Source organism: Pseudomonas sp. PWP3-1b2 (assembly GCF_049896045.1).
Classification (GTDB): domain Bacteria; phylum Pseudomonadota; class Gammaproteobacteria; order Pseudomonadales; family Pseudomonadaceae; genus Aquipseudomonas; species Aquipseudomonas antarctica_B.
The window spans coordinates 1-20,109 of the sequence record NZ_JAFCTN010000050.1 but is presented as its reverse complement, the minus strand read 5'-3'; the positions used below and the strand labels follow the sequence as shown (position 1 = coordinate 20,109).

Annotated in this window: 18 protein-coding genes and 1 pseudogene; 11 read left to right on the top strand and 8 right to left on the bottom strand. The window is 62.1% G+C overall.

What is annotated here, in order from left to right:
- Window positions 1-2: 2 nt before the first annotated feature.
- The gene (locus ACP7A2_RS23740) at window positions 3-860 is read right to left on the bottom strand and encodes a LysR family transcriptional regulator (protein ID WP_426136212.1); all 858 of its coding nucleotides are present in this window, start codon (window positions 858-860) and stop codon (window positions 3-5) included.
- Between the two features lie 113 nt (window positions 861-973).
- Between ACP7A2_RS23740 and ACP7A2_RS23735 the strand changes: the two genes are divergently transcribed.
- Window positions 974-2,155, top strand: coding sequence for an MFS transporter (locus ACP7A2_RS23735; RefSeq protein ID WP_426136211.1), 1,182 nt, complete (start codon window positions 974-976; stop codon window positions 2,153-2,155).
- Window positions 2,152-2,553 carry a DUF4440 domain-containing protein gene (locus tag ACP7A2_RS23730; protein ID WP_426136210.1) on the top strand — a complete coding sequence of 134 codons (402 nt, stop codon included), beginning with the start codon at window positions 2,152-2,154 and terminating at the stop codon, window positions 2,551-2,553. The genes ACP7A2_RS23735 and ACP7A2_RS23730 overlap by 4 nt, the downstream gene beginning before the upstream one ends.
- A 119-nt stretch (window positions 2,554-2,672) precedes the next feature.
- Here the strand turns inward: ACP7A2_RS23730 and ACP7A2_RS23725 are convergent, their stop codons facing one another.
- The 4 genes from ACP7A2_RS23725 to ACP7A2_RS23710 are packed head-to-tail and all read right to left on the bottom strand — an operon-like array spanning window position 2,673 to window position 7,433.
- Window positions 2,673-3,533: an efflux RND transporter periplasmic adaptor subunit gene (locus ACP7A2_RS23725; RefSeq protein ID WP_426136209.1), complete on the bottom strand. Its 861-nt coding sequence runs from the start codon at window positions 3,531-3,533 to the stop codon at window positions 2,673-2,675.
- Between the two features lie 10 nt (window positions 3,534-3,543).
- Complete coding sequence (locus ACP7A2_RS23720) at window positions 3,544-3,744, bottom strand: DUF1656 domain-containing protein (RefSeq protein WP_348059259.1); 201 nt, start codon at window positions 3,742-3,744, stop codon at window positions 3,544-3,546.
- On the bottom strand, window positions 3,734-5,911 hold the full coding sequence (locus tag ACP7A2_RS23715) for an FUSC family protein (RefSeq protein WP_426136208.1): 2,178 nt from the start codon (window positions 5,909-5,911) through the stop codon (window positions 3,734-3,736). The genes ACP7A2_RS23720 and ACP7A2_RS23715 overlap by 11 nt, the downstream gene beginning before the upstream one ends.
- A gap of 10 nt (window positions 5,912-5,921) precedes the next feature.
- Complete coding sequence (locus ACP7A2_RS23710; RefSeq protein WP_426136207.1) at window positions 5,922-7,433, bottom strand: efflux transporter outer membrane subunit; 1,512 nt, start codon at window positions 7,431-7,433, stop codon at window positions 5,922-5,924.
- Between the two features lie 182 nt (window positions 7,434-7,615).
- On the opposite strand from ACP7A2_RS23710, the gene ACP7A2_RS23705 reads away from it, so the two are divergent.
- From ACP7A2_RS23705 to ACP7A2_RS23685, 5 genes are all read left to right on the top strand, one after another.
- Window positions 7,616-8,584, top strand: coding sequence for a LysR family transcriptional regulator (locus tag ACP7A2_RS23705; protein WP_348059265.1), 969 nt, complete (start codon window positions 7,616-7,618; stop codon window positions 8,582-8,584).
- 211 nt (window positions 8,585-8,795) lie between these two features.
- A complete protein-coding gene (locus tag ACP7A2_RS23700; RefSeq protein ID WP_426136205.1) occupies window positions 8,796-9,770 on the top strand; it encodes a 2-hydroxyacid dehydrogenase in 975 nt (324 codons plus the stop codon).
- A 130-nt stretch (window positions 9,771-9,900) separates the two neighbouring features.
- Complete coding sequence (locus tag ACP7A2_RS23695; protein ID WP_348059269.1) at window positions 9,901-10,803, top strand: chemotaxis protein CheV; 903 nt, start codon at window positions 9,901-9,903, stop codon at window positions 10,801-10,803.
- A gap of 3 nt (window positions 10,804-10,806) precedes the next feature.
- On the top strand, window positions 10,807-11,289 hold the full coding sequence (locus ACP7A2_RS23690; RefSeq protein ID WP_426136203.1) for a GNAT family N-acetyltransferase: 483 nt from the start codon (window positions 10,807-10,809) through the stop codon (window positions 11,287-11,289).
- A gap of 108 nt (window positions 11,290-11,397) precedes the next feature.
- Window positions 11,398-12,141, top strand: coding sequence for a YkgJ family cysteine cluster protein (locus tag ACP7A2_RS23685; RefSeq protein ID WP_426136202.1), 744 nt, complete (start codon window positions 11,398-11,400; stop codon window positions 12,139-12,141).
- Window positions 12,142-12,162: 21 nt separating this feature from the next.
- Here the strand turns inward: ACP7A2_RS23685 and ACP7A2_RS23680 are convergent, their stop codons facing one another.
- Window positions 12,163-12,945 carry a transporter substrate-binding domain-containing protein gene (locus ACP7A2_RS23680; protein WP_426136201.1) on the bottom strand — a complete coding sequence of 261 codons (783 nt, stop codon included), beginning with the start codon at window positions 12,943-12,945 and terminating at the stop codon, window positions 12,163-12,165.
- A gap of 163 nt (window positions 12,946-13,108) precedes the next feature.
- A complete protein-coding gene (locus tag ACP7A2_RS23675) occupies window positions 13,109-13,342 on the bottom strand; it encodes a hypothetical protein (RefSeq protein WP_078740810.1) in 234 nt (77 codons plus the stop codon).
- Between the two features lie 214 nt (window positions 13,343-13,556).
- Between ACP7A2_RS23675 and ACP7A2_RS23670 the strand changes: the two genes are divergently transcribed.
- Genes ACP7A2_RS23670 through ACP7A2_RS23655 form a run of 4 tightly spaced genes read left to right on the top strand, consistent with a single transcriptional unit; the run spans window position 13,557 to window position 19,878 of the window.
- Window positions 13,557-14,723, top strand: a complete 1,167-nt coding sequence (locus ACP7A2_RS23670; RefSeq protein ID WP_426136199.1) for an efflux RND transporter periplasmic adaptor subunit — start codon at window positions 13,557-13,559, stop codon at window positions 14,721-14,723.
- Window positions 14,720-17,815 (top strand): multidrug efflux RND transporter permease subunit, encoded by a 3,096-nt coding sequence (locus ACP7A2_RS23665; RefSeq protein ID WP_426136198.1) that lies wholly within the window; start codon window positions 14,720-14,722, stop codon window positions 17,813-17,815. The genes ACP7A2_RS23670 and ACP7A2_RS23665 overlap by 4 nt, the downstream gene beginning before the upstream one ends.
- A 31-nt stretch (window positions 17,816-17,846) precedes the next feature.
- Entirely contained in the window at window positions 17,847-18,524 is a 678-nt protein-coding gene (locus ACP7A2_RS23660; protein WP_016974228.1) for a heavy metal response regulator transcription factor, read from the top strand.
- Entirely contained in the window at window positions 18,514-19,878 is a 1,365-nt protein-coding gene (locus ACP7A2_RS23655) for a heavy metal sensor histidine kinase (RefSeq protein WP_426136197.1), read from the top strand. Before ACP7A2_RS23660 ends, ACP7A2_RS23655 begins: the two co-directional genes overlap by 11 nt.
- Before the next feature lie 51 nt (window positions 19,879-19,929).
- Here ACP7A2_RS23655 and ACP7A2_RS23650 read toward each other — a convergent pair.
- Window positions 19,930-20,109 (bottom strand): annotated as a pseudogene (locus ACP7A2_RS23650) (hypothetical protein); the annotation flags it as partial.

Below are 20,109 nucleotides of genomic sequence, written 5' to 3'. Positions count from 1 at the left end.
CCCTAACCCTTCATAAAATCAATAAACGCCCGCACCTTCAGCGGCAAATGGCGCGTATCCGGATACATCGCATAAACCCCTTGTGGCGCGAAGCGATGGTCCGGCAACAAGCGCACTAACCTGCCCGCGTCCAGATCATCCTGCACCAGCCACTGCGGCAGCACCGCCACACCGTGACCGCGCACGGCGAACGCCTGGAGCACGGCGGCGCTGTCGGCCACCAGCGCGGTTTGGCCAGCGCGGTATTGATGTTCGGCGCCGGAAGGGTCTGTCACCGACAGCTCAGTCAGCCGGCCATGCCCCAGCCTCCGCACCTGCTCCAAGTCATCGAGCGTGTTGACCCAGGCAAATGCTGGCGCTGCAACGGCGAACACGTGAAACGTCGATAATTGCACCGCGCGGTGGTTGGAATCCAGCAGGCGGCCCAACCGGATCGCCACGTCAAAGCGTTCGGAGATCAAGTCAGCGTGGGTGGAAGATGTGGATAAGTGAATATTCAGATCCGGATGCAGGCAGCGGAAGGCTTCGACCGCCGGGGCGACCACCGCCAGCGCGTATTCCACGGTGGTGGTGATGCGCAGCGTGCCTTTAAGTTGGGCGTGTTCCGAACGGGCCTCTTCAACCGCCAGTTGCGCTTCTTCCAGCACGCGCGTGCAACGCTGGTAGAACCTTTCGCCAGCATCAGTCAGCGCGAGTTGACGGGTATTGCGGGTCAGCAAAGTAACACCCAACTCCGCTTCCAGACGCTTTAGGTTGAAGCTGACCACCGCGCGGGTCTGGCCCAGCCGGTCAGCCGCTGCCGTAAGTGAGCCGGCCTCAACCACGGCTTTGAAGGTGTCGAATCGATCGAGGCTGACCATAAGCCAAACCCTCCCTTGTAAAAATATTTTTGACAAACTAACAGGAGAACCGGCGTATCCCAAACCCTGCATCACGCCTACCCTGCCCGCTTAACCCGCAGGATCGACAGCCCATGACCTACCGCTCGAAAGTTGCCTGGATCTTTTTACTGGGCTTCGCCCTGGACCTGATGAACATGTTTGTCGCCACGGTCGCCTACCCGGACATCGCCCTCGAAATGCACGCGTCGGTCACGCAACTGGCGTGGATCAGTAACGCCTACATGCTTGGCCTCACGCTGATCATTCCGTTAAGTGTGTGGTTGGCGGCGATCATGGGCGAACGGACGCTGATCGCAGCGAGCCTGCTGGTGTTCGCTGGCGCATCGGTAATGGTCGGCCAGGCAAGCTCGATTGAAGCACTGATTTGCTGGCGCGCATTGCAAGGTTTGGGCGGTGGTTTGCTGATACCCGTGGGGCAAGCGATGGCTTACCGGCAGTTTCCGACGGCAGAACGCAGCCATCTGACCGCGCGGGTAATGTCCGTGGCGCTGTTGGTTCCAGCGTTGTCCCCGGCATTGGGCGGGATAATCGTCGACAACGTGTCCTGGCGCTGGATCTTCTACGCCAACCTGCCGCTGGCGCTGTTCACAATGCTGCTGACGATGCTGTGGATAAAACCGGACGTGCCCACGCCCGTGCGTCCGCCTTTGGACCTGGGCAGCATCGTCCAACAAATCCGCAGCCCGATGCTGCGCGTGGCGATGCTGATCTACCTGTTCATCCCCGGCGTTTTTATCGGCACCAGCCTGATCGCCATCCTTTACCTACGCGGCCTCGGCTATGACGCTACACGCACCGGCGCGCTGATGTTGCCGTGGGCGTTGGCATCTGCGCTGGCGATCTTTCTCAGCAAAAAACTATTCAATCGCTACGGCCCCAAACCCCTGCTGTTGGCGGGCATGGCATTGCAGTGCATCGGCATCCTGTTGCTCAACACCGCCCTGATCATTCCGGCCTACCTATTGATGGGCCTGGGCGGCAGCTTGTGCAGCAGCACTGCGCAGACCCTGGCGTTTCTCGACATTCCCGCCGAGCGCATGGGCCACGCCAGCGCCCTGTGGAACATCAATCGCCAAATCAGCTTCTGCCTCGGCGCCGCCGCACTCAGTGCGTTGTTATCGGCCTTGGATTCCTTCGCCATAACCTTCACGATAGCGGCAGCCCTGACACTGCTGCCTCTTTTCGCGGTGCTGCGCCTGGATGCTTCCAGAGTCCAAACACTGCTTCACCCTACCAGCGAGCCACAACGATGATTGATTACAGCGATTTTTTTGACGAAGTGACCCAAACCCACGTCGAGATCGAACAATGGTTTGCCGGGGTTGCACCTGAAGGCACGTTGCAGAATCTGCTCGCGCGGTTCTCGCCGGAGTTCAGCATGGTGGCGCCCGCCACGGGAACGCGGGTCAATGCGGCCGGGGTGAAGGCCTTGTTCACGCGCCTGGGCGGCATGCGGCCGGGGTTGAAAATTACCTTGAGTGAGATGACCGGGATTGATCGGCATGCGCGCGGGGCGACGGTGACGTATCGCGAACATCAGGTGGATGACAGCGGCACGCAGACGGATCGACGCGCCACGGTGGTGTTCGAAAAGCAGGCGAGCGGCGCGTTGCTGTGGCGCCATCTGCACGAAACCTTTATCAAGGCCTGACGCGGTCAAAAAATGTGGGAGCTGGCTTGCCTGCGATGGCGGTGGGTCAGCTGCACAAACTTCAACTGACAGTCCGCTATCGCAGGCAAGCCAGCTCCCACACAAGCCTGCTCCTACAGTTAGAGTTGTGTGGGGTTTACGATGACGGTGCAGGTGATCCCGGCCGCCAGCAGCACGCCCTCCGGCACTTCATCGATGTGAATGCGCACCGGCACGCGCTGGGCCAGGCGCACCCAGTTGAAGGTGGGGTTTACATCGGCGATCAGCTCGCGGCTCTCGGGGTTGTCGCGGTCGTAGATGCCGCGCGAGATGCTTTCTACGTGGCCCTTGAGCGTCTCGCCGCTCATCAGTTGCATATCGGCCTTATCGCCGACCTTCACGTGGGGCAGTTTGGTTTCTTCGAAGAAGCCGTACACCCAAAACGAGTTCATATCGACCACGGCCATCTTGGCCTCGCCGATGCGCGCATAGTCGCCACGATGCACATTCAGGTTGGTGACATACCCATCGACCGCCGCCACCACCTGCGTGCGTTTCAAATTCAGCTCGGCCGCTTCCAGCTGCGCCAGCGCGTGCTGGTAGTCGGCCAGGGCGGAGTCGGCGATGTTGCTGGCGTCGTCGCGGTTTTCCCTGGAGATGACCAGCGCATCGAGGTCGGCACGGCGGCGGGCGTTGACCTTGCGCATCTCCCAGGTGGCTTTGCGTGACGCCACCAGGGACTGGGCTTGTTTGACCGCGATACGGTAGTGCTCCGGGTCGATTTGCATCAGCAGGTCGCCCTTTTTCACCAATTGGTTGTCACGCACGGGCACGTCGACCACTTCGCCGGTGACGTCGGCGGCGACATTGATGATGTCAGCGCGCACGCGGCCGTCGCGGGTCCACGGCGTTTCCATGTAATGCACCCACAATGTGCGGCCAATCCAGATCGCCAAAGCCAGTACCAGCAGGGTCGCGAGCAGACTGAAAAACTTTTTCATCGGGGCATTCTCAACGGTAGACGGTCAGCGCCAGGGCGCCGAACAAGCAAACGAACAGGCTCAGGCGCAGCAACGCCGGGTGCCAGAAAAACCGGTACAGGTCGAACCCGGACAGGAAGCGGTCAAGGGCCCAGGCCAGGGCGGCCGCGATGAAAAACATCAGGGTCATGGTCGGCATGTAGAGGCCGTGGAAGGCGATTTCACGGGGCATTCGCAGATCCTTTGAAGGCCGCCAGGGGCGATTGCGGGTCCAGCAGCGAGGTGCGGATAAAGTGCAGGTAGCTTTTCACCCGGCGCAGGGCCGAGGTGTCGAAGTGCGGGGCGAAGGGTTCGTCGGTGGCCTGCACGCGGCTGATCGCGTGGTCGACGGCAATCAGCCCGCGCTCCAGATTGCTCGCGCTGGGTTGCAGGAATAGCCGCACCAGCGAGCGGCCCATCACGCGGATCGCCTGGCGCCAGGGCTGGGACTCGGCATACGCCGGGTGCACCGGCAGAATCGCTTGTTCCTTGCGCAATTCGATGATCGCGTGGCCGACTTCCAGCACCACGAACATCCAGCGCAGCAGGTCGCGCTGCACCTGCGGCTGGCCAACGGCAAGGCCATAGGCCTGATGCAGCAGGTCGCGGGTGCGGCTTTCAAAACTCGACGCCAGGCCCTTGAGTTTGCCGCTGATGGCGTACACCACTTGCTCGCGCAGGTCCTGCTCCAGACGCCGCCACAGCCAGCGGCTGTTGGGCGGCAAGATGATCGCCCCCGCCGCCGCGCACACCAGCATGCCGATGACCATGGCGATGTAGTCGTTGATGAAGGTGTAGGGGTTGTAGACCGTGAGGTTGTCCGGCACTGAGCCGGTGCTGAAGAAGATCAACAGGCCCACGCCGACGCCGGCGTATTGCGGGCGTGAGGCGAGGAAAGAGCCGAAGATGATCACGGGCGCGAGCATCACGCACAGCAGTGGGAAGCCGTCGATGAAGGGGAACACAAAGAACATTTCGACAAAGCCCACCAGTGCACCGATCAGGGTGCCGCAGGCCATCTGGAACGCCATGCGTTTGGGGTTCGGCGTGGCGGCAGACAGGCCCACGGTGGCGGCGGCAATCAGGGTCATGGTTGCGCCGCTGGGCCAGGCGGTAGCAACCCAGTAACTGCCAAGCACGATCAGGATGAACGACGCGCGAATACCCGAAGCGGCGCAGGCCAGCCAGTTGGTTTTGGGGATGAAGGTTTCGTCCCACTGCTCGCGTGCATGGCGGTGCTCGGCCAGCGAGGCATGGGTTTGTGCGTAGTTGTGCAGGTCGTCGACGAAGCGGTAGAGCAACTCGTAGGCGGTGTGAAAATCCAGCTGCTCGGCTTCGCTCGGTTCACCCTCCTGGAAGCTCGCGCGCAGGCTGCGCACCTTGGCGGGCAGGCCGTCCTTGTAGGCGCTCAACTGCGCCACCAAGCGTGCGGCGTCTGGGCTGGTGAGGGCGCGACCGGAGAAACCGTCGAGCACTTCGGCGAGGTCTTGCAGGCCGGGTTTGATCGCCGCGACCACGTGGTCGGCCCGATCGGCGCGCAAGCGTTCAAGCAGCTGGTGCAAGGCGTTGAAGCGCGTGGTGATGCTCATGAATTCGCTGTTGAGGCGGCTGAGCCGACCATTGCGCCGACGCATGTGCGGGTCTTCGAACACGGTGACGCTGCGCAGCCCTTCCAGGCCCACGGCTTCGGCGATAAAGCGCACGTTGCTGGCCTCGAACGCTTCACGCCCGCTGCGCCCGCGCAGGCCGTCGGTGACGAACAGCGCGAACACGCCGAAGCGCTGATACAAGGCGTTGCGCATGGCAGCGCTGGAGGTTTGCGGCAGGATCGCCGCGCTGACCAGCGTGGAGCAGAGAATCCCCAGGGAAATTTCCAGCACGCGCCACACCGCCGCCATAAACGCGCCGTCCGGATGCGCCAGCGCCGGCAAACCGACCATCGCCGCCGTGTAGCCCGCCAGCACAAACCCATAGGCGCGGAAGTTGCGGTTACGCGTGGCGCCAGCGGTACAAATGCCCACCCAGATAGCCAGCGCGCCGAGGAACAATTCAGTGTTCTGCGCAAACAAGGCGATCAGAAAAACCATCACCGCCGAGCCGGCCAGGGTGCCAAGGAAGCGGTAAAAACTTTTGGCGAATACCTGGCCGCTCTGGGGCTGCATCACGATAAACACGGTGATCATCGCCGTACGCGGTTGCGGCAGTTCCAGGCGCATGGCCAGCCACAGCGTGAGGAACGCGGCGATCAGCACTTTAAAGATGTACACCCAGGTCACGCCGTCGCTGCGTGCCCAGTCGAAAAAACCACGGCGCCACTCAAGGGAATGCAGCAGGCGCAGCGGTGCAGGCATGGGGGTCATTAAATCCTACTCAGTGGTCAAACACGGCCAGCGCCGCCGGGGTTTTGCCTGGGAGCGTCTTGGCGTCTTGCGGGGCGTCGTTACCGGCGCTGAGGCCGCCGCCCAACGCGGTGACCAGTTCGGCGTGGGCACTCAGGCGCGCGGCTTGCACCTGTTGCTCGATCTGCTGCTGGCGGAACAGCAAGGTCTGGGCGTTGAGCACATTGAGGTAATCGGTGAGGCCGCGTTGATAGGCGATGGTCGCGATGTCGTAGGTTTTCTGCGCGGAAGCCACCGACTCCGCGGCGAAGGCCGACTGCTTGGCCAGGGATTCGCGGCGGATCAATTGGTCGCTGATGCCTTTGAGCGCGTTGACCAGCGTCTGGTTGTACCGCGCGACGGCGATGTCATACCCGGCGCTGGCCTCGCCCAACTGCGCACGCAAACGGCCGCCGTCGAAGATCGGCAAGGTGATCGCCGGGCCGACGGTGTAGTTGAGTTTTTCGCCACTCAAAAAACCCGGCAGGGCGCCGCCGGTGGCCATGTAGCCGAGGCTGCCGACCAGGTCCACATTGGGATAAAAACCGGCATGGGCCACATCAATGCCACGGGCCTGCGCGGCGACCTGCCAACGGCTGGCGACCACGTCCGGGCGCTGGCCGAGCAATTGCGCGGGCAGGCTCGACGGCAACTTCAGCGGCGCGGCAAGGGACAGGCACGGGCGTTGCAACTGCGCGCCCTCCCCCGGACCTTTGCCGGCCAACGCGGCGAGCTGGTTACGGCTCAGGGCGATTTCCTCGTCGACAGCGTCCAGTTGGCGGTGGGTTTCCGGCAGCGGGGTTTCGGCCTGGCTGACGTCAAAGTGCGTACCGATTCCGGCGTTCAGGCGTTTGTTGGCCAAGTCCAGAATCTGCTGTTGCTGGGCCAGGGTGGCGGCGACGATGTCGCGGTTGGCGTAGTGCAACGACAACTGGATGTAGGCGCGCACCACGTTGTTCTGTAGCTCAAGCTGGGCTTGGCGGGCTTCGGCAGCGCTCATGTGGGCGAGGTCGACGGCGCGCTCGGTGGTGTTACTTTCGCGGCCCCACAGGTCGAGGGCGTAGCTCAGGCCCAGGGACGCATTGTTGTCCCAGGTGGTGGAACCGCTCAACTCGCCCGGGCCGTAGAACTGATCCTTGGGCCAGTTGTGGCGCTTGAGCGTGGTGTCACTGTTGACCTGCAACGACTCGGCCGACTCGGCGACCCCGGCCAGCGCCCGCGCTTGACGCACTCGCGCAGCGGCCATGGCCAGGCTCGGGCTGTTGTGTGTGGCAAGGTCGACCCAGCGGTTGAGTTGGGGGTCGCCGTAGGCTTGCCACCATTGGGCGGTAGGCCAGTGTGCATCACGGGCGGCGCTCTGGATGGCTTCGTCGGTGGCCAGGGTATTGGCATTAAGGGCCTGACCCTGGGGGGCAATTCCTCCGGTTCCGATGCAGCCGCTGATGGTTAACGATAAGGCCCAAACACTGAGAGTCTTTAGCTCTCTGCTGATGCGACGCGGCACGGCAAGCGAATTCCTGAGAGGGTGTTGCGCGAGAGGTGGCGCAATTCTAGGGGGCGCAATGGAGGACGATAAGCTGGCATTCCTGTGAATCTTTGTTACCGTTCAAGCGATAATCCGTTGGTAGGGATCACTGGACGGCGCAACTTTCTGTCACAATTTGTCATCTCCCCTGAGAACACTCCATGGACACTTTGCAAAACATGCGCGCTTTCAGTTGCGTGGCCGAGGCCGGCAGCTTCACCGCCGCCGCCGTGCAACTGGACACCACCACTGCCAACGTCTCGCGCGCGGTCTCCAACCTGGAGGCCCACCTGCAAACCCGCTTGCTCAACCGCACCACTCGACGCATCGCGCTGACCGAAGCCGGCAAACGTTATTTGCTGCGCTGCGAGCAAATCCTCGCCTACGTCGAAGAAGCCGAAGCCGAGGCCAGCGATGCGCATGCGCGCCCCGCCGGGCAGTTGAAAGTGCACACCATGACCGGCATCGGCCAGCATTTCGTGATTGACGCGATTGCCCGCTACCGCCGCACCCACCCCGACGTGACCTTCGACCTGACCCTGGCCAACCGCGTGCCGGACCTGCTCGACGAGGGCTACGACGTGTCCATCGTGCTGGCCAGCGAGCTGCCGGATTCGGGGTTTGTGTCACAACGCCTGGGCATCACCTACAGCATCGCCTGCGCCTCGCCGGATTACGTCAAGGCCAAGGGCTGCGCGCAACGCCCTCAGGATTTGCTTAACCACGCGTGCCTGCGCCTGGTCAGCCCGGTGATCCAGCTGGATAAATGGACATTCAACGGCCCCGAAGGCCAGGAGAGCGTGGCGATCAATACCTCGCCATTTCTGGTCAACTCGGCCGACGCGATGAAAACCGCGATCACCAGTGGCATGGGCGTCGGCCTGCTACCGGTGTATGCGGCCATTGAAGGCCTGCGCAACGGCACGCTGGTGCGGGTGATGCCGACCTACCGCTCGCAAGAGCTGAACCTGTACGCCATCTACCCGTCGCGCCAGTATTTGGACGCGAAGATCAAGACGTGGGTGGAATACCTGCGCGGCTCGCTGCCGGAGATACTGGCGGCGCATCAGGCAGAGTTGGCGGCGTATGAGTTGAGTGGCGGTTTGGGCGGCGTTCGGCTGGCGAACTGATTTTTATCCGGCAATCGAGCGTAACTGTGGGAGCTGGCTTGCCTGCGATAGCATCAACCCGGTCTGACTGATACACCGAGTTGCCTGCATCGCAGGCAAGCCAGCTCCCACAGTTGCCCTCTGCCCACTTTTGATCTGCAGTGTCCTGACAACCCTGACCAGGAATGTTAGGTTGCTTGGCATTCTTTCGTAGTCGATGAGCCCGCCTGCCATGAAAAAGACTGTCCTCGCCTTCAGCCGTGTCACCCCGCACATGATCGAACGCCTGCAACAGGATTTCGAGGTGATATCGCCCGACCCCAAGCGCGGGGACCTCAATGCACAATTCAATGAAGCCCTGCCCCACGCCCACGGTTTGATCGGTGTGGGCCGCAAGCTGGGCCGCGCGCAGCTGGAAGGCGCGAGCAAACTGGAAGTGGTGTCCAGCGTGTCGGTGGGCTACGACAACTACGACGTGGCGTACTTCAACGAGCGCGGGATCATGCTCACCAACACCCCGGACGTACTCACCGAAAGCACCGCCGACCTGGCGTTTGCCCTGCTGATGAGCAGCGCGCGGCGTGTGGCCGAGCTGGACGCCTGGACCAAGGCCGGCCAGTGGAAAGCCAGTGTTGGCGCGCCGTTGTTTGGCTGTGATGTACATGGCAAGACCCTGGGCATCGTCGGCATGGGCAATATCGGCGCCGCCGTGGCCCGCCGTGGCCGCCTGGGTTTCAACATGCCGATTCTGTACAGCGGCAACAGCCGCAAGACTGCGCTGGAACAAGAGCTTGGCGCGCAGTTCCGCAGCCTGGACCAGTTGCTGGCCGAGGCGGATTTCGTGTGCCTGGTGGTGCCGTTGAGTGACAAGACCCGTCATCTGATCAGCGCCCGTGAGTTGGGGCTGATGAAGCCCGGCGCGATCCTGATCAATATTTCCCGTGGCCCGGTGGTGGATGAACCGGCGCTGATCGAAGCCCTGCAAACCGGGCGTATTCGCGGTGCGGGGCTGGATGTGTATGAGCAGGAGCCGCTGGCGCAGTCGCCGTTGTTTCAGCTGAGTAATGCCGTAACCCTGCCGCACATCGGCTCGGCGACGAATGAAACCCGCGAAGCCATGGCCAACCGCGCCCTGGACAACCTGCGCAGCGCCTTGCTGGGCCAGCGCCCGCAGGACCTGGTGAATCCGCAAGTCTGGAAGGGCTGACGCGTCACTCAGGTAAGCCGGGGTTTGTGTGGGCGCTGGCTCGCGCGCCACAACAGGTCGCCCTACAGTTTCCATCACCGGGGTCGATAACCCTCTATAGATCGTCATCCCTGATCCACAGAAGGTTTTTATGTCCACCACCAAAGCCCGCGCAGATTCACTTTCGCTTCTGCTCTTTACCTTGCGCAGCGGCAAGCTGATGGCGATCAACCTGTTGAAAGTCAGTGAAATCATCCCCTGCCCGCCGCTGACCAAGCTGCCGGAGTCGCACCCCCACGTCAAAGGCATCGCCACCCTGCGCGGTGCTTCGCTGTCGGTGATCGACCTGAGCCGCGCCCTCGGTGAAATGCCGCTGCAGGACCCGAACGGCGGCTGCCTGATCGTCACCGACGTCAGCCGCTCAAAGCAGGGTTTGCACGTGCAGGCAGTGAGCAAGATCGTGCACTGCCTGACCACCGATATCCGCCCGCCGCCGTATGGTTCGGGCGGTAATCGTTCGTTCATCACCGGCGTGACCCAGGTTGAAGGCGGCTTGGTGCAGGTGCTGGATATCGAGAAGGTCATCCATGGCATCGCCCCTGCACCGATTGAAGTCGCGCCCACCGACTTGACCATGGAAGAGGCCGAAGTACTGGGCAACGCGCGGATCCTGGTGGTCGACGACAGCCAGGTGGCGTTGCAACAATCGGTGCATACCTTGCGCAACCTCGGTTTGACCTGCCACACCGCCCGCAGCGCCAAGGAAGCCATCGACGTGCTGCTGGAGCTGCAAGGCACGGCCGAGCAGATCAACGTGGTGGTGTCAGACATTGAAATGTCCGAGATGGACGGCTACGCCCTCACCCGCACCCTGCGCGAAACCCCGGATTTCCAGCACCTGTACATCTTGCTGCACACCTCTTTGGACAGCGCGATGAACAGCGAAAAAGCCCGCGTGGCCGGTGCCGACGTGGTGCTCACCAAGTTTTCCTCGCCTGAGCTGACCAAGTGCCTGGTGGTTGCCGCGCAAGCCGTGGCGCAAAAGGGTCTGTAAACGTTGGCCGATTACTTTCAACTGTTACGCCGCGACCTCACCGGCAGCCTGCCGGCGCCGCAGTGGCCGGCGGGTACGCGGCTGGACCATTACCGTGATGAGCTGGCCCCGGCAATTCATGCGCTGCTGAGCCTGACTCAGGATCAGGGCGGCGGCCGTGTCGCCGGCCTGGATCAATGGCGACAGCGGTTTATCACCGATGCCGAGTTCGACCCCACGCTGTGCCTGGTGGCCAGTAACGCCGACGGCATTGTGGGCGTGGCGCAGTGCTGGACCAGCGCGTTCATCAAAAACCTCTCCGTTCACCCCGGCGCGCAAGGCCAGGGGCTGGGCCGCGCTTTGCTGTTGCACAGCTTCCACGTGTTCAAAAGCCGCGGCGAGCCGTATGTGGACCTCAAGGTGCGCGAGAGCAACCTGCGCGCCCGGCAGCTGTATGAAAGCGCGGGCATGGTATTTGTCCTGCGTGACGTGGTGCCGCAGAGCTGACGGGCACTGGCGCATAACTTGCTTCCAGAGAACCCAAGCGGTGAACAGAGGTAAAAACCCGTCACCGCTGACGAGTGCCCTCTGACCTTGCCTGGTGACAGATCCTCCATGAATACTCATTTTTCCTGCGTAGGTTGCGGCAAATGCTGCACCGACCACCACGTGCCCCTGACCCTCCTGGAGGCCCGACAGTGGGCGGCGGACGGCGGTAACGTCATTGTTTTGGTGGAAGGCTTTCTCGGCAACGGGCTGGGCCTGCCCCTGCAACAACGCGAGCACGCCGAGCGCCGTTCGGTGGTGGTGCCCAGCGGCAATACCGAGGCATTTGTGGCAATCACCTTTGCCGCTTACAACGCCGGGCGCTGCCGGAATCTTGACGAAGACAACCGCTGCGGCATTTATGACCGTCGCCCGCTGGTGTGTCGCATCTACCCGATGGAGATCAACCCGCACATCCCGCTCAACCCTGCCGCCAAGGACTGCCCGCCGCAATCCTGGGAACAAGGCCCGGCGTTGATCGTCGGCGGTGAGCTGATGGACAAGGAACTTGCGCAGTTGATCCGCCGTTCACGCCAGGCCGACCGCGACGATGTACAGACCAAGCAAGCGGTGTGCGCCTTGCTCGGCATTCGCACCACGGCGCTCAAGGGCGATGGGTTTACCGCCTACCTGCCGGACATGAATGCATTTGCCCAGGCCATCGAGTTGGCGCTCGAGCAACCTTGCGTGGCTAATGAGTGGGTGTTTCACGCATCCGGAATGGATATCGCCGAACAACTGCTGGACGCCGGCGCGCAGATTGCGACCGAGGTGCCAGCCAACTATGCCTTTATCTCCTTGCGCGCCGCCTGACCCGCGTCGCTGCTGCCGCCATTATGGGCTGGCAGACAGGTCATCCAGGTTGTAGGGCTGCATGATTCGCTGGTACTCACCGCTCTGAATCAACCGCTTGAGAGCGCTGTTGAGCTCATTGCGCAACTGGGTATCGGGCTTGCGCACCGCGATGGCCACGCCGTCACCCAACAGTTCGGCGGAAACCGCCGGGCCGAGGAAATCAAAATCCTGGCCGCTGGCGGTGTCGAGCAATGTCCTGCGAATTTCCACCGTGCCTTGCAGGGTCGCATCAATAGTGCCGGCCACCAGGCTGCGGGCCAGTTCGTCATTGAGCCAGAAACTCTTGACGATGACGCCCGCCGGGGCCCATTTCGAACGGGCGAAGGCTTCGCGATTACTGCCCAGCAGCACGCCGACTCGTTTGCCTTTAAGCGAGCGTGCCGTGGGCAACAAACCGGATCCCTTGCGGGCCACCAGCCGAGTGGTGAACGGGTAGAGGTTGTCGGTGAAATTTACCCATTGGCGCCGCTTTGACGTGGGCGCCATGCCCATGATTGCGTCGAACTGCCGGGCCTCAAGGGCCGGAAAGTTTTCGACCTGCACCTGATCAACCCAGACGCAGCGCACGTTGAGTTGTTGGCACAAGGCATTGCCGAGGTCGATATTCAGCCCCACCAACTGACCTTGCCCGTCACGGCTTTGGAAGGGCGGAAACTGCGCGGCGACCGCGAAGCGGATTTCACTTCGCGGTGGGTCAGCGGCCGCAGCGGCGTCCATCGACAGCAATAGGGCAAACACTACACAACGGTGTATCAGGACCACAGGGGACGTCCTTTTCCGGAAAGATCAGCCTCGCCACGCCCCGACGAAGAACAAGGGGCGAAGTAAAGGTTGTGCAGCTTTCAAGAAGCGGACGTAGACCCACAAGCGGAAAAATCAGCAGGCGTTGTAGGCTGATGCCGACAATGCATACAGCGGATTAATCTCAGCGTTTACCCATGGAGCGGCGAGTGCCCGGCGGCGCCATGCCTGGCGACTTGGTGTGACCATTTTTGGCGCCGTTCTTGTACCAAGGCTGGGCGGCATTTTTGGCCCCGGCCAGCTCACCCGGCTTGAACGGAAACTTGAACGCCGGGATCTCGGCTTTTTCAACGCTTTCAGCGTCGGCCGGATCGACGAGGTCGGCCGCTTCAACAGGGGGTTGTGTCGGGGAAGTCATGAAAGCTCCGGAGCGTACAAAAAATGAGGCGGGCCGGCTTGCCGGGCACGCAGGCGCGCAGTATACCTGCGCGCATCGGATCTTTAACCACCGCCGGTACGAACGGCGGGACTTTACTGACAGCGCCGTCAGATAGCGGTCACTGTACTGACCGGATCGGCGCGTTATAAAGGGTCCTCTAGTCTTCCAACCCTTTGCCCCGGCGCCTCACCCCATGCACATTCAACGAAAAACCGCGCTCATTGTGGGTGCCCTCGTGGTCGTGGCGATTGCAGCCTGGGCGCTGACTCGGCCGGCCAAGACCAAACTCGCGGCGCCGACTGCGATCCCGGTACGCGTGGTGAGCGTGACCCAACAAGACATTCCGCGGTTTGTCAGCGGTATTGGTTCGGTGCTGTCGCTGCACAGCGTGGTGATCCGCCCGCAAATCGACGGCATTCTCACCAAATTGCTGGTCAAGGAAGGCCAACTGGTGAAAACCGGCGACCTGCTGGCCACCATCGATGACCGCTCGATCCGCGCCAGCCTCGACCAGGCCAAGGCGCAGCTGGGCGAAAGCCAGGCACAGCTGCAAGTGGCGCTGGTCAACCTCAAGCGCTACAAGGAACTGAGCATCGACGACGGCGTGTCGAAGCAGACTTACGATCAGCAACAAGCGCTGGTGAATCAGCTCAAGGCCACCGCGCAGGGCAATCAGGCCGCAATCGACTCGGCTCAGGTGCAGCTTTCCTACACCCAGATTCGCTCTCCCGTCACCGGTCGCGTGGGTATTCGCAGTGTGGATGAAGGCAACTTCCTGCGCATGAGCGATACCCAGGGCCTGTTTTCCGTGACCCAGATCGACCCGATTGCCGTCGAGTTCTCCCTGCCGCAACAGATGCTCCCAACCCTGCAAGGCCTGATCGCCGCGCCTGACCGCGCCAGTGTCGACGCCTACCAGGGCGCCGACACCGACGGCCAGACCGGCGACCTGCTCGGCGAAGGCCACTTGAGCCTGATCGACAACCAGATCAGCTCCACCACCGGCACCCTGCGCGCCAAAGCTGAATTCAATAATGCGTCGCAGCGCCTGTGGCCGGGGCAACTGGTGACCATCAAGATTCAGACCGCCCTCGACAAAGCGGCGCTGGTGGTGCCGCCGACCGTGGTGCAACGTGGCCTGGATTCGCATTTTGTGTACCGGGTCAACGGCGACAAGGTCGAAGTTGTGCCGGTGCAAGTGGCCTATCAGAACAGCGACATCAACATCATCAAAGGCGTGAACGCCGGGGATGTATTGGTCAGTGATGGCCAGTCGCGGCTCAAGGCCGGTGCCAAAGTGGAAATCCTCAAGGAGCCGCCGCAAACGATCCAGACCGTCGACGCCAAGGTGCAGCCATGAGTGGCAGCCGTTCGCCTTCCGCCTGGTGCGTTTACCACCCGGTCGCCACGCTGCTGCTGACCTTTGCTCTGGTGCTGCTCGGGGTGATTGCCTTCCCGCGTTTGGCCGTAGCCCCACTGCCGGAAGCGGAATTTCCGACGATACAGGTCACCGCCACCCTGCCCGGCGCCAGCCCGGACACCATGGCGTCGTCGGTAGCCACGCCGCTGGAGGTGCAATTCAGCGCCATTCCCGGCATGACCCAGATGACCTCCAGCAGCGCCTTGGGCTCCAGCCTCCTGACCCTGCAATTCACCCTGAACAAAAGCATCGACACCGCCGCGCAAGAAGTGCAGGCGGCGATCAACACCGCGTCCGGCAAGCTGCCCAGCGACATGCCGAGCCTGCCGACCTGGAAGAAGGTTAACCCGGCAGACAGCCCGGTGCTGATCCTCAGCGTCAGCTCCGACAGCATGCCCAGCACCGAGCTGAGCGACTACGTGGAAACCCTGCTGGCCCGCCAGATCAGCCAGATCGACGGCGTTGGCCAGATCAACATCACCGGCCAGCAACGCCCGGCCATTCGTGTGCAAGCCTCGCCGGATAAACTCGCGGCCATCGGCCTGACCCTCGCTGACGTGCGCGTGGCCATCCAGCAATCCAGCCTCAACCTGGCCAAGGGCGCGATCTACGGGGAAAACAGCGTGTCGACCCTGTCGACCAACGACCAGCTGTTTCACCCGGAGGAATACGGCCAGTTAATTGTTTCCTACAAGAACGGCGCGCCGGTTCAACTGCGTGACATCGCCAAAGTCATCAACGGTTCGGAAAACGCCTACGTGCAGGCCTGGTCCGGTGACACACCCGGCGTCAACCTGGTGATTTCGCGCCAGCCCGGCGCGAATATCGTCGACACCGTGGACCGCATTCAAGCCGAACTGCCGCGCCTGGAAGGCATGCTACCGGCCTCGGTAAACGTCAGCGTATTGACCGACCGCACCAAGACCATTCGCGCGTCCCTGCATGAAGTGGAAGTGACCCTGCTGATTGCGATTTTGCTGGTGGTGGCGGTGATGGCGCTGTTCCTGCGCCAGCTCTCGGCGACGATGATTGTGTCCAGCGTACTCGGCGTGTCGCTGGTGGCGAGTTTTGCATTGATGTACTTGATGGGCTTCAGCCTGAACAACCTCACGCTGGTGGCGATCGTGATCGCCGTGGGTTTTGTGGTGGATGATGCCATCGTGGTGGTGGAGAACATTCACCGCCATCTGGAGGCTGGCCTCGACAAGCGCGAGGCCGCAATCAAGGGCTCCGGCGAGATCGGTTTTACCGTGGTGTCCATCAGCTTCTCGCTTGTGGCCGCGTTCATTCCGCTGCTGTTCATGGGCGGCGTGGTCGGGCGACTGTTCAAGGAGTTTGCACTGACCGCCACCTCGACCATCCTGATTTCGGTGGTGGTGTCGCTGACATTGGCGCCGACCCTGGCCGCACTGTTTATGCGCGCGCCCACTCACCATGCCCATGACAAACCCGGTTTCAGCGAGCGCCTGCTCGCCGCCTATGCGCGCAACCTGCGCCGCGCGTTGGCCCATCAGCGCAGCATGGCGGCCATTTTCATGGTGACCCTGGCCCTGGCCGTGGTCGGCTACGTGTTTATTCCCAAGGGGTTCTTCCCGGTACAAGACACCGGTTTTGTGCTCGGCACCAGCGAAGCGGCGGCCGACGTGTCGTACCCGGACATGGTTGCCAAGCACAAGGCCCTGGCCGAAATCGTCAAGGCCGACCCGGCGGTGGAATCATTTTCCCACTCCGTGGGCGTGACCGGCAGCAACCAGACCATCGCCAACGGGCGCTTCTGGATCGCCTTGAAAGACCGTGGTGATCGCGACGTGACCGCCAGCCAGTTCATCGACCGCATCCGCCCGAAACTGGCGAAAGTGCCGGGCATTGTGCTGTACCTGCGCGCCGGTCAGGACATCAACCTCAGCTCCGGCCCGAGCCGCGCCCAGTACCAATACGTGCTCAAGAGCAACGACGGCCCGACGCTGAATACCTGGACCCAGCGCCTGACCGAAAAACTGCGCGCCAACCCGGCGTTTCGCGACCTGTCCAACGACCTGCAACTGGGCGGCAGCATCACCCACATCAGCATCGACCGTCAGGCCGCTGCACGCTTCGGCCTCACCGCCACCGACGTCGACCAGGCGCTGTATGACGCCTTCGGCCAGCGCCAGATCAATGAGTTTCAGACCGAGATCAACCAGTACCAAGTGGTGCTGGAACTCGACACCCAGCAACGCGGCAAGGCCGAAAGCCTGAACTACTTTTACTTGCGCTCGCCGCTGACCAACGAAATGGTGCCGCTGTCGGCGCTGGCCAAGGTCGACCCGCCCACCGTGGGCCCATTGTCCATCAGCCATGACGGCATGTTCCCGGCGGCCAACCTGTCGTTCAACCTCGCGCCCGGCGTGGCGTTGGGCGATGCGGTGATCATGCTTAACCAGGCCAAGAACGAAATCGGCATGCCCGCCACCATGATCGGCACCTTCCAGGGTGCGGCCCAGGCGTTCCAGAGTTCGTTGGCCAGCCAGCCGTGGCTGATCCTCGCGGCGCTGGTGGCGGTCTACATTATTCTGGGTGTGCTGTATGAGAGTTTCGTGCACCCGTTGACCATCATTTCGACCCTCCCCTCGGCGGGCCTGGGCGCCTTGATCATGCTGTGGTTGCTCGGCCAGGACTTTTCGATCATGGCGTTGATCGGCCTGGTGCTGCTGATCGGCATCGTCAAGAAAAACGGCATCCTGATGATCGACTTTGCGCTGGACGCCCAGCGCGTGCGCGGGCTGCCGCCAGAGGAGGCGATTTATGAAGCGTGCGTGACGCGGTTCCGGCCGATCATCATGACCACCCTCGCCGCGTTGCTCGGTGCAGTGCCGCTGATGCTCGGTTCAGGCCCCGGCGCCGAACTGCGCCAGCCGCTGGGTATCGCGGTGGTCGGCGGGCTGCTGGTGAGCCAGGCGCTGACGCTGTTCACCACTCCGGTCATATACTTGTACCTTGAGCGGTTTTTCCACAGGCCCAAACCAGCGCTTGAGCTGGCGACCACACATTGAGGCTAAGGCCCCGTCCTGGAGCAAAAGGCTCATGCGCGTCCTGATTATTGAAGATGAAGAAAAAACCGCGGACTACCTGCATCGCGGCCTGACGGAACAGGGTTACACCGTGGATGTAGCACGCGAGGGCGTCGAGGGTTTGCACCTGGCGCTGGAGAACGATTACGCGGTGATCGTGCTCGACGTGATGCTGCCGGGCCTCGATGGCTTTGGCGTGTTGCGGGCGCTGCGTGCGCGCAAGCAGACGCCGGTGATCATGCTCACGGCCCGCGAGCGCGTGGAAGACCGTATTCGTGGCCTGCGCGAAGGCGCGGATGATTACCTGGGCAAGCCGTTTTCCTTCCTGGAACTGGTGGCGCGCCTGCAAGCCCTGACTCGTCGCAGCGGTGGCCATGAACCGGTGCAAGTCACCGTGGCCGACCTGTGGATCGACCTGATCAGCCGCAAGGCCAGCCGTAACGGCGTGCGTCTGGACCTGACCGCCAAGGAGTTCTCACTGCTCAGCGTGTTGGCGCGACGTCAGGGTGAAATTCTTTCCAAGACGGCGATTGCGGAGATGGTCTGGGACATCAATTTCGACAGCGACGCCAACGTGGTGGAAGTGGCGATCAAACGCCTGCGCGCCAAGCTTGACGGGCCGTTCGACACCAAGTTGCTGCACACCATTCGCGGCATGGGCTACGTGCTGGAGAACCGCAGTGTCGGCTAACTCCATCGCTCTGCGCCTGAGCGGCATGTTCACCCTGGTGGCGCTGCTGATCTTCGTATTGATCGGTGGCGCGTTGTACCAACAGGTGGACCGGGGCCTGGGCTTGTTGCCCGGCGCTGAGCTGGATGCGCGTTACAGCGTGCTGGAGTCTTCGGTGAACCGCTTCGGCACGCCGGATCACTGGGCGAAAATTACCGCCAAGCTCAAGTTGCTCAGCGAGGAAGACAAGCGCATTCGGTTCTGGGTGGTGAGCAGCAATCCGAACTACGAATACGGCAACCCCGACGCACAGATCCGCGCCTTCGCCGAAGGGCCGACCGGCAAGCGCGACTTGCGCCTGCCGGGGCATGAATACCCGTTCAAGGTATTGGTCAGCCAGTTCGCGGCAAAAGAACAACGGCCACCGCTGCGGTTCATGATCGCCATCGACACCGAGAATTTCCGGGCAACCCAGCACCAATTGTTGATCGCCTTGATCGGCCTGGCCTTTGTGGGCGTGGTACTGGCAGCGCTGCTGGGGTTTTGGGTCTCGCGCATCGGCCTCAAGCCGTTGAGCAAACTGTCGGATGAGGCGCAGAAACTGGCACCACCGAAACTCTCCGGGCGCCTGCAATTGTCGCCGCTGCCGCCGGAGCTGAGTCAGTTCGTTAATTCGTTCAACTCCACGCTGGACCGGGTGGAACAGGCTTATTCGCGCCTGGAATCCTTCAATGCCGATGTGGCCCATGAACTGCGCTCGCCGCTGACCAACCTGATCGGGCAGACCCAAGTGGCACTGACCCGTGGGCGTTCGGCCGAGCATTATTTCGAGGTGCTGCAATCCAACCTTGAAGAGCTGGAACGCTTGCGCTCGATCATCAATGACATGCTGTTCCTGGCCAGTGCCGATCAGGGCAGCAAGGCGACCAAGCTGATCGAGAGTTCACTGGCCGATGAGGTGGCTACCACTCTCGACTACCTCGACTTTATTCTCGAAGACGCCCAGGTCAAGGTTCAGGTGCGCGGGGATGCCATGGTGCAGATCGAAAAAGCCCATTTGCGCCGGGCCTTGATTAACCTGCTGAGCAATGCGGTGCAGCACACCGCGCCGGGGCAGGTGATCGACGTGACGATTGAAGTGCAGGCGCATCAGGTGGCGATTGGGGTGACCAACCCGGGCGATGAGATTGCCAGTGAGCACTTGCCCCGGCTGTTCGAGCGGTTTTATCGGGTGGATGCTTCGCGCAGTAACAGTGGCGCGAATCATGGGTTGGGGTTGGCGATCGTTAAGGCGATTGCGTTGATGCACGGCGGGGATGTGTTTGTGCGTAGTGAGGGGGGTGGGAATACGTTTGGGATTACGTTGCCTGTTTAGGGGTGGGGTACATATCCGTTGCTGCGGTGATGGCTGAGATTGGTTCCGCTCTTACAGCGGGTTACTTTTGGAAGGACCGGAAGCCGGCCCAGCCAAAAGTAACCAAAAAGTCCTCGCCCCACCACTCGGCACCTCGCTTAGGCTCGGTGTGCCAGAGATCACAAGCAAGATCAAAAGCAAAAGCACGGCGGCCTGGTAGCCGACCTGAGTGGTTGGATCAAAGGCGCTGTT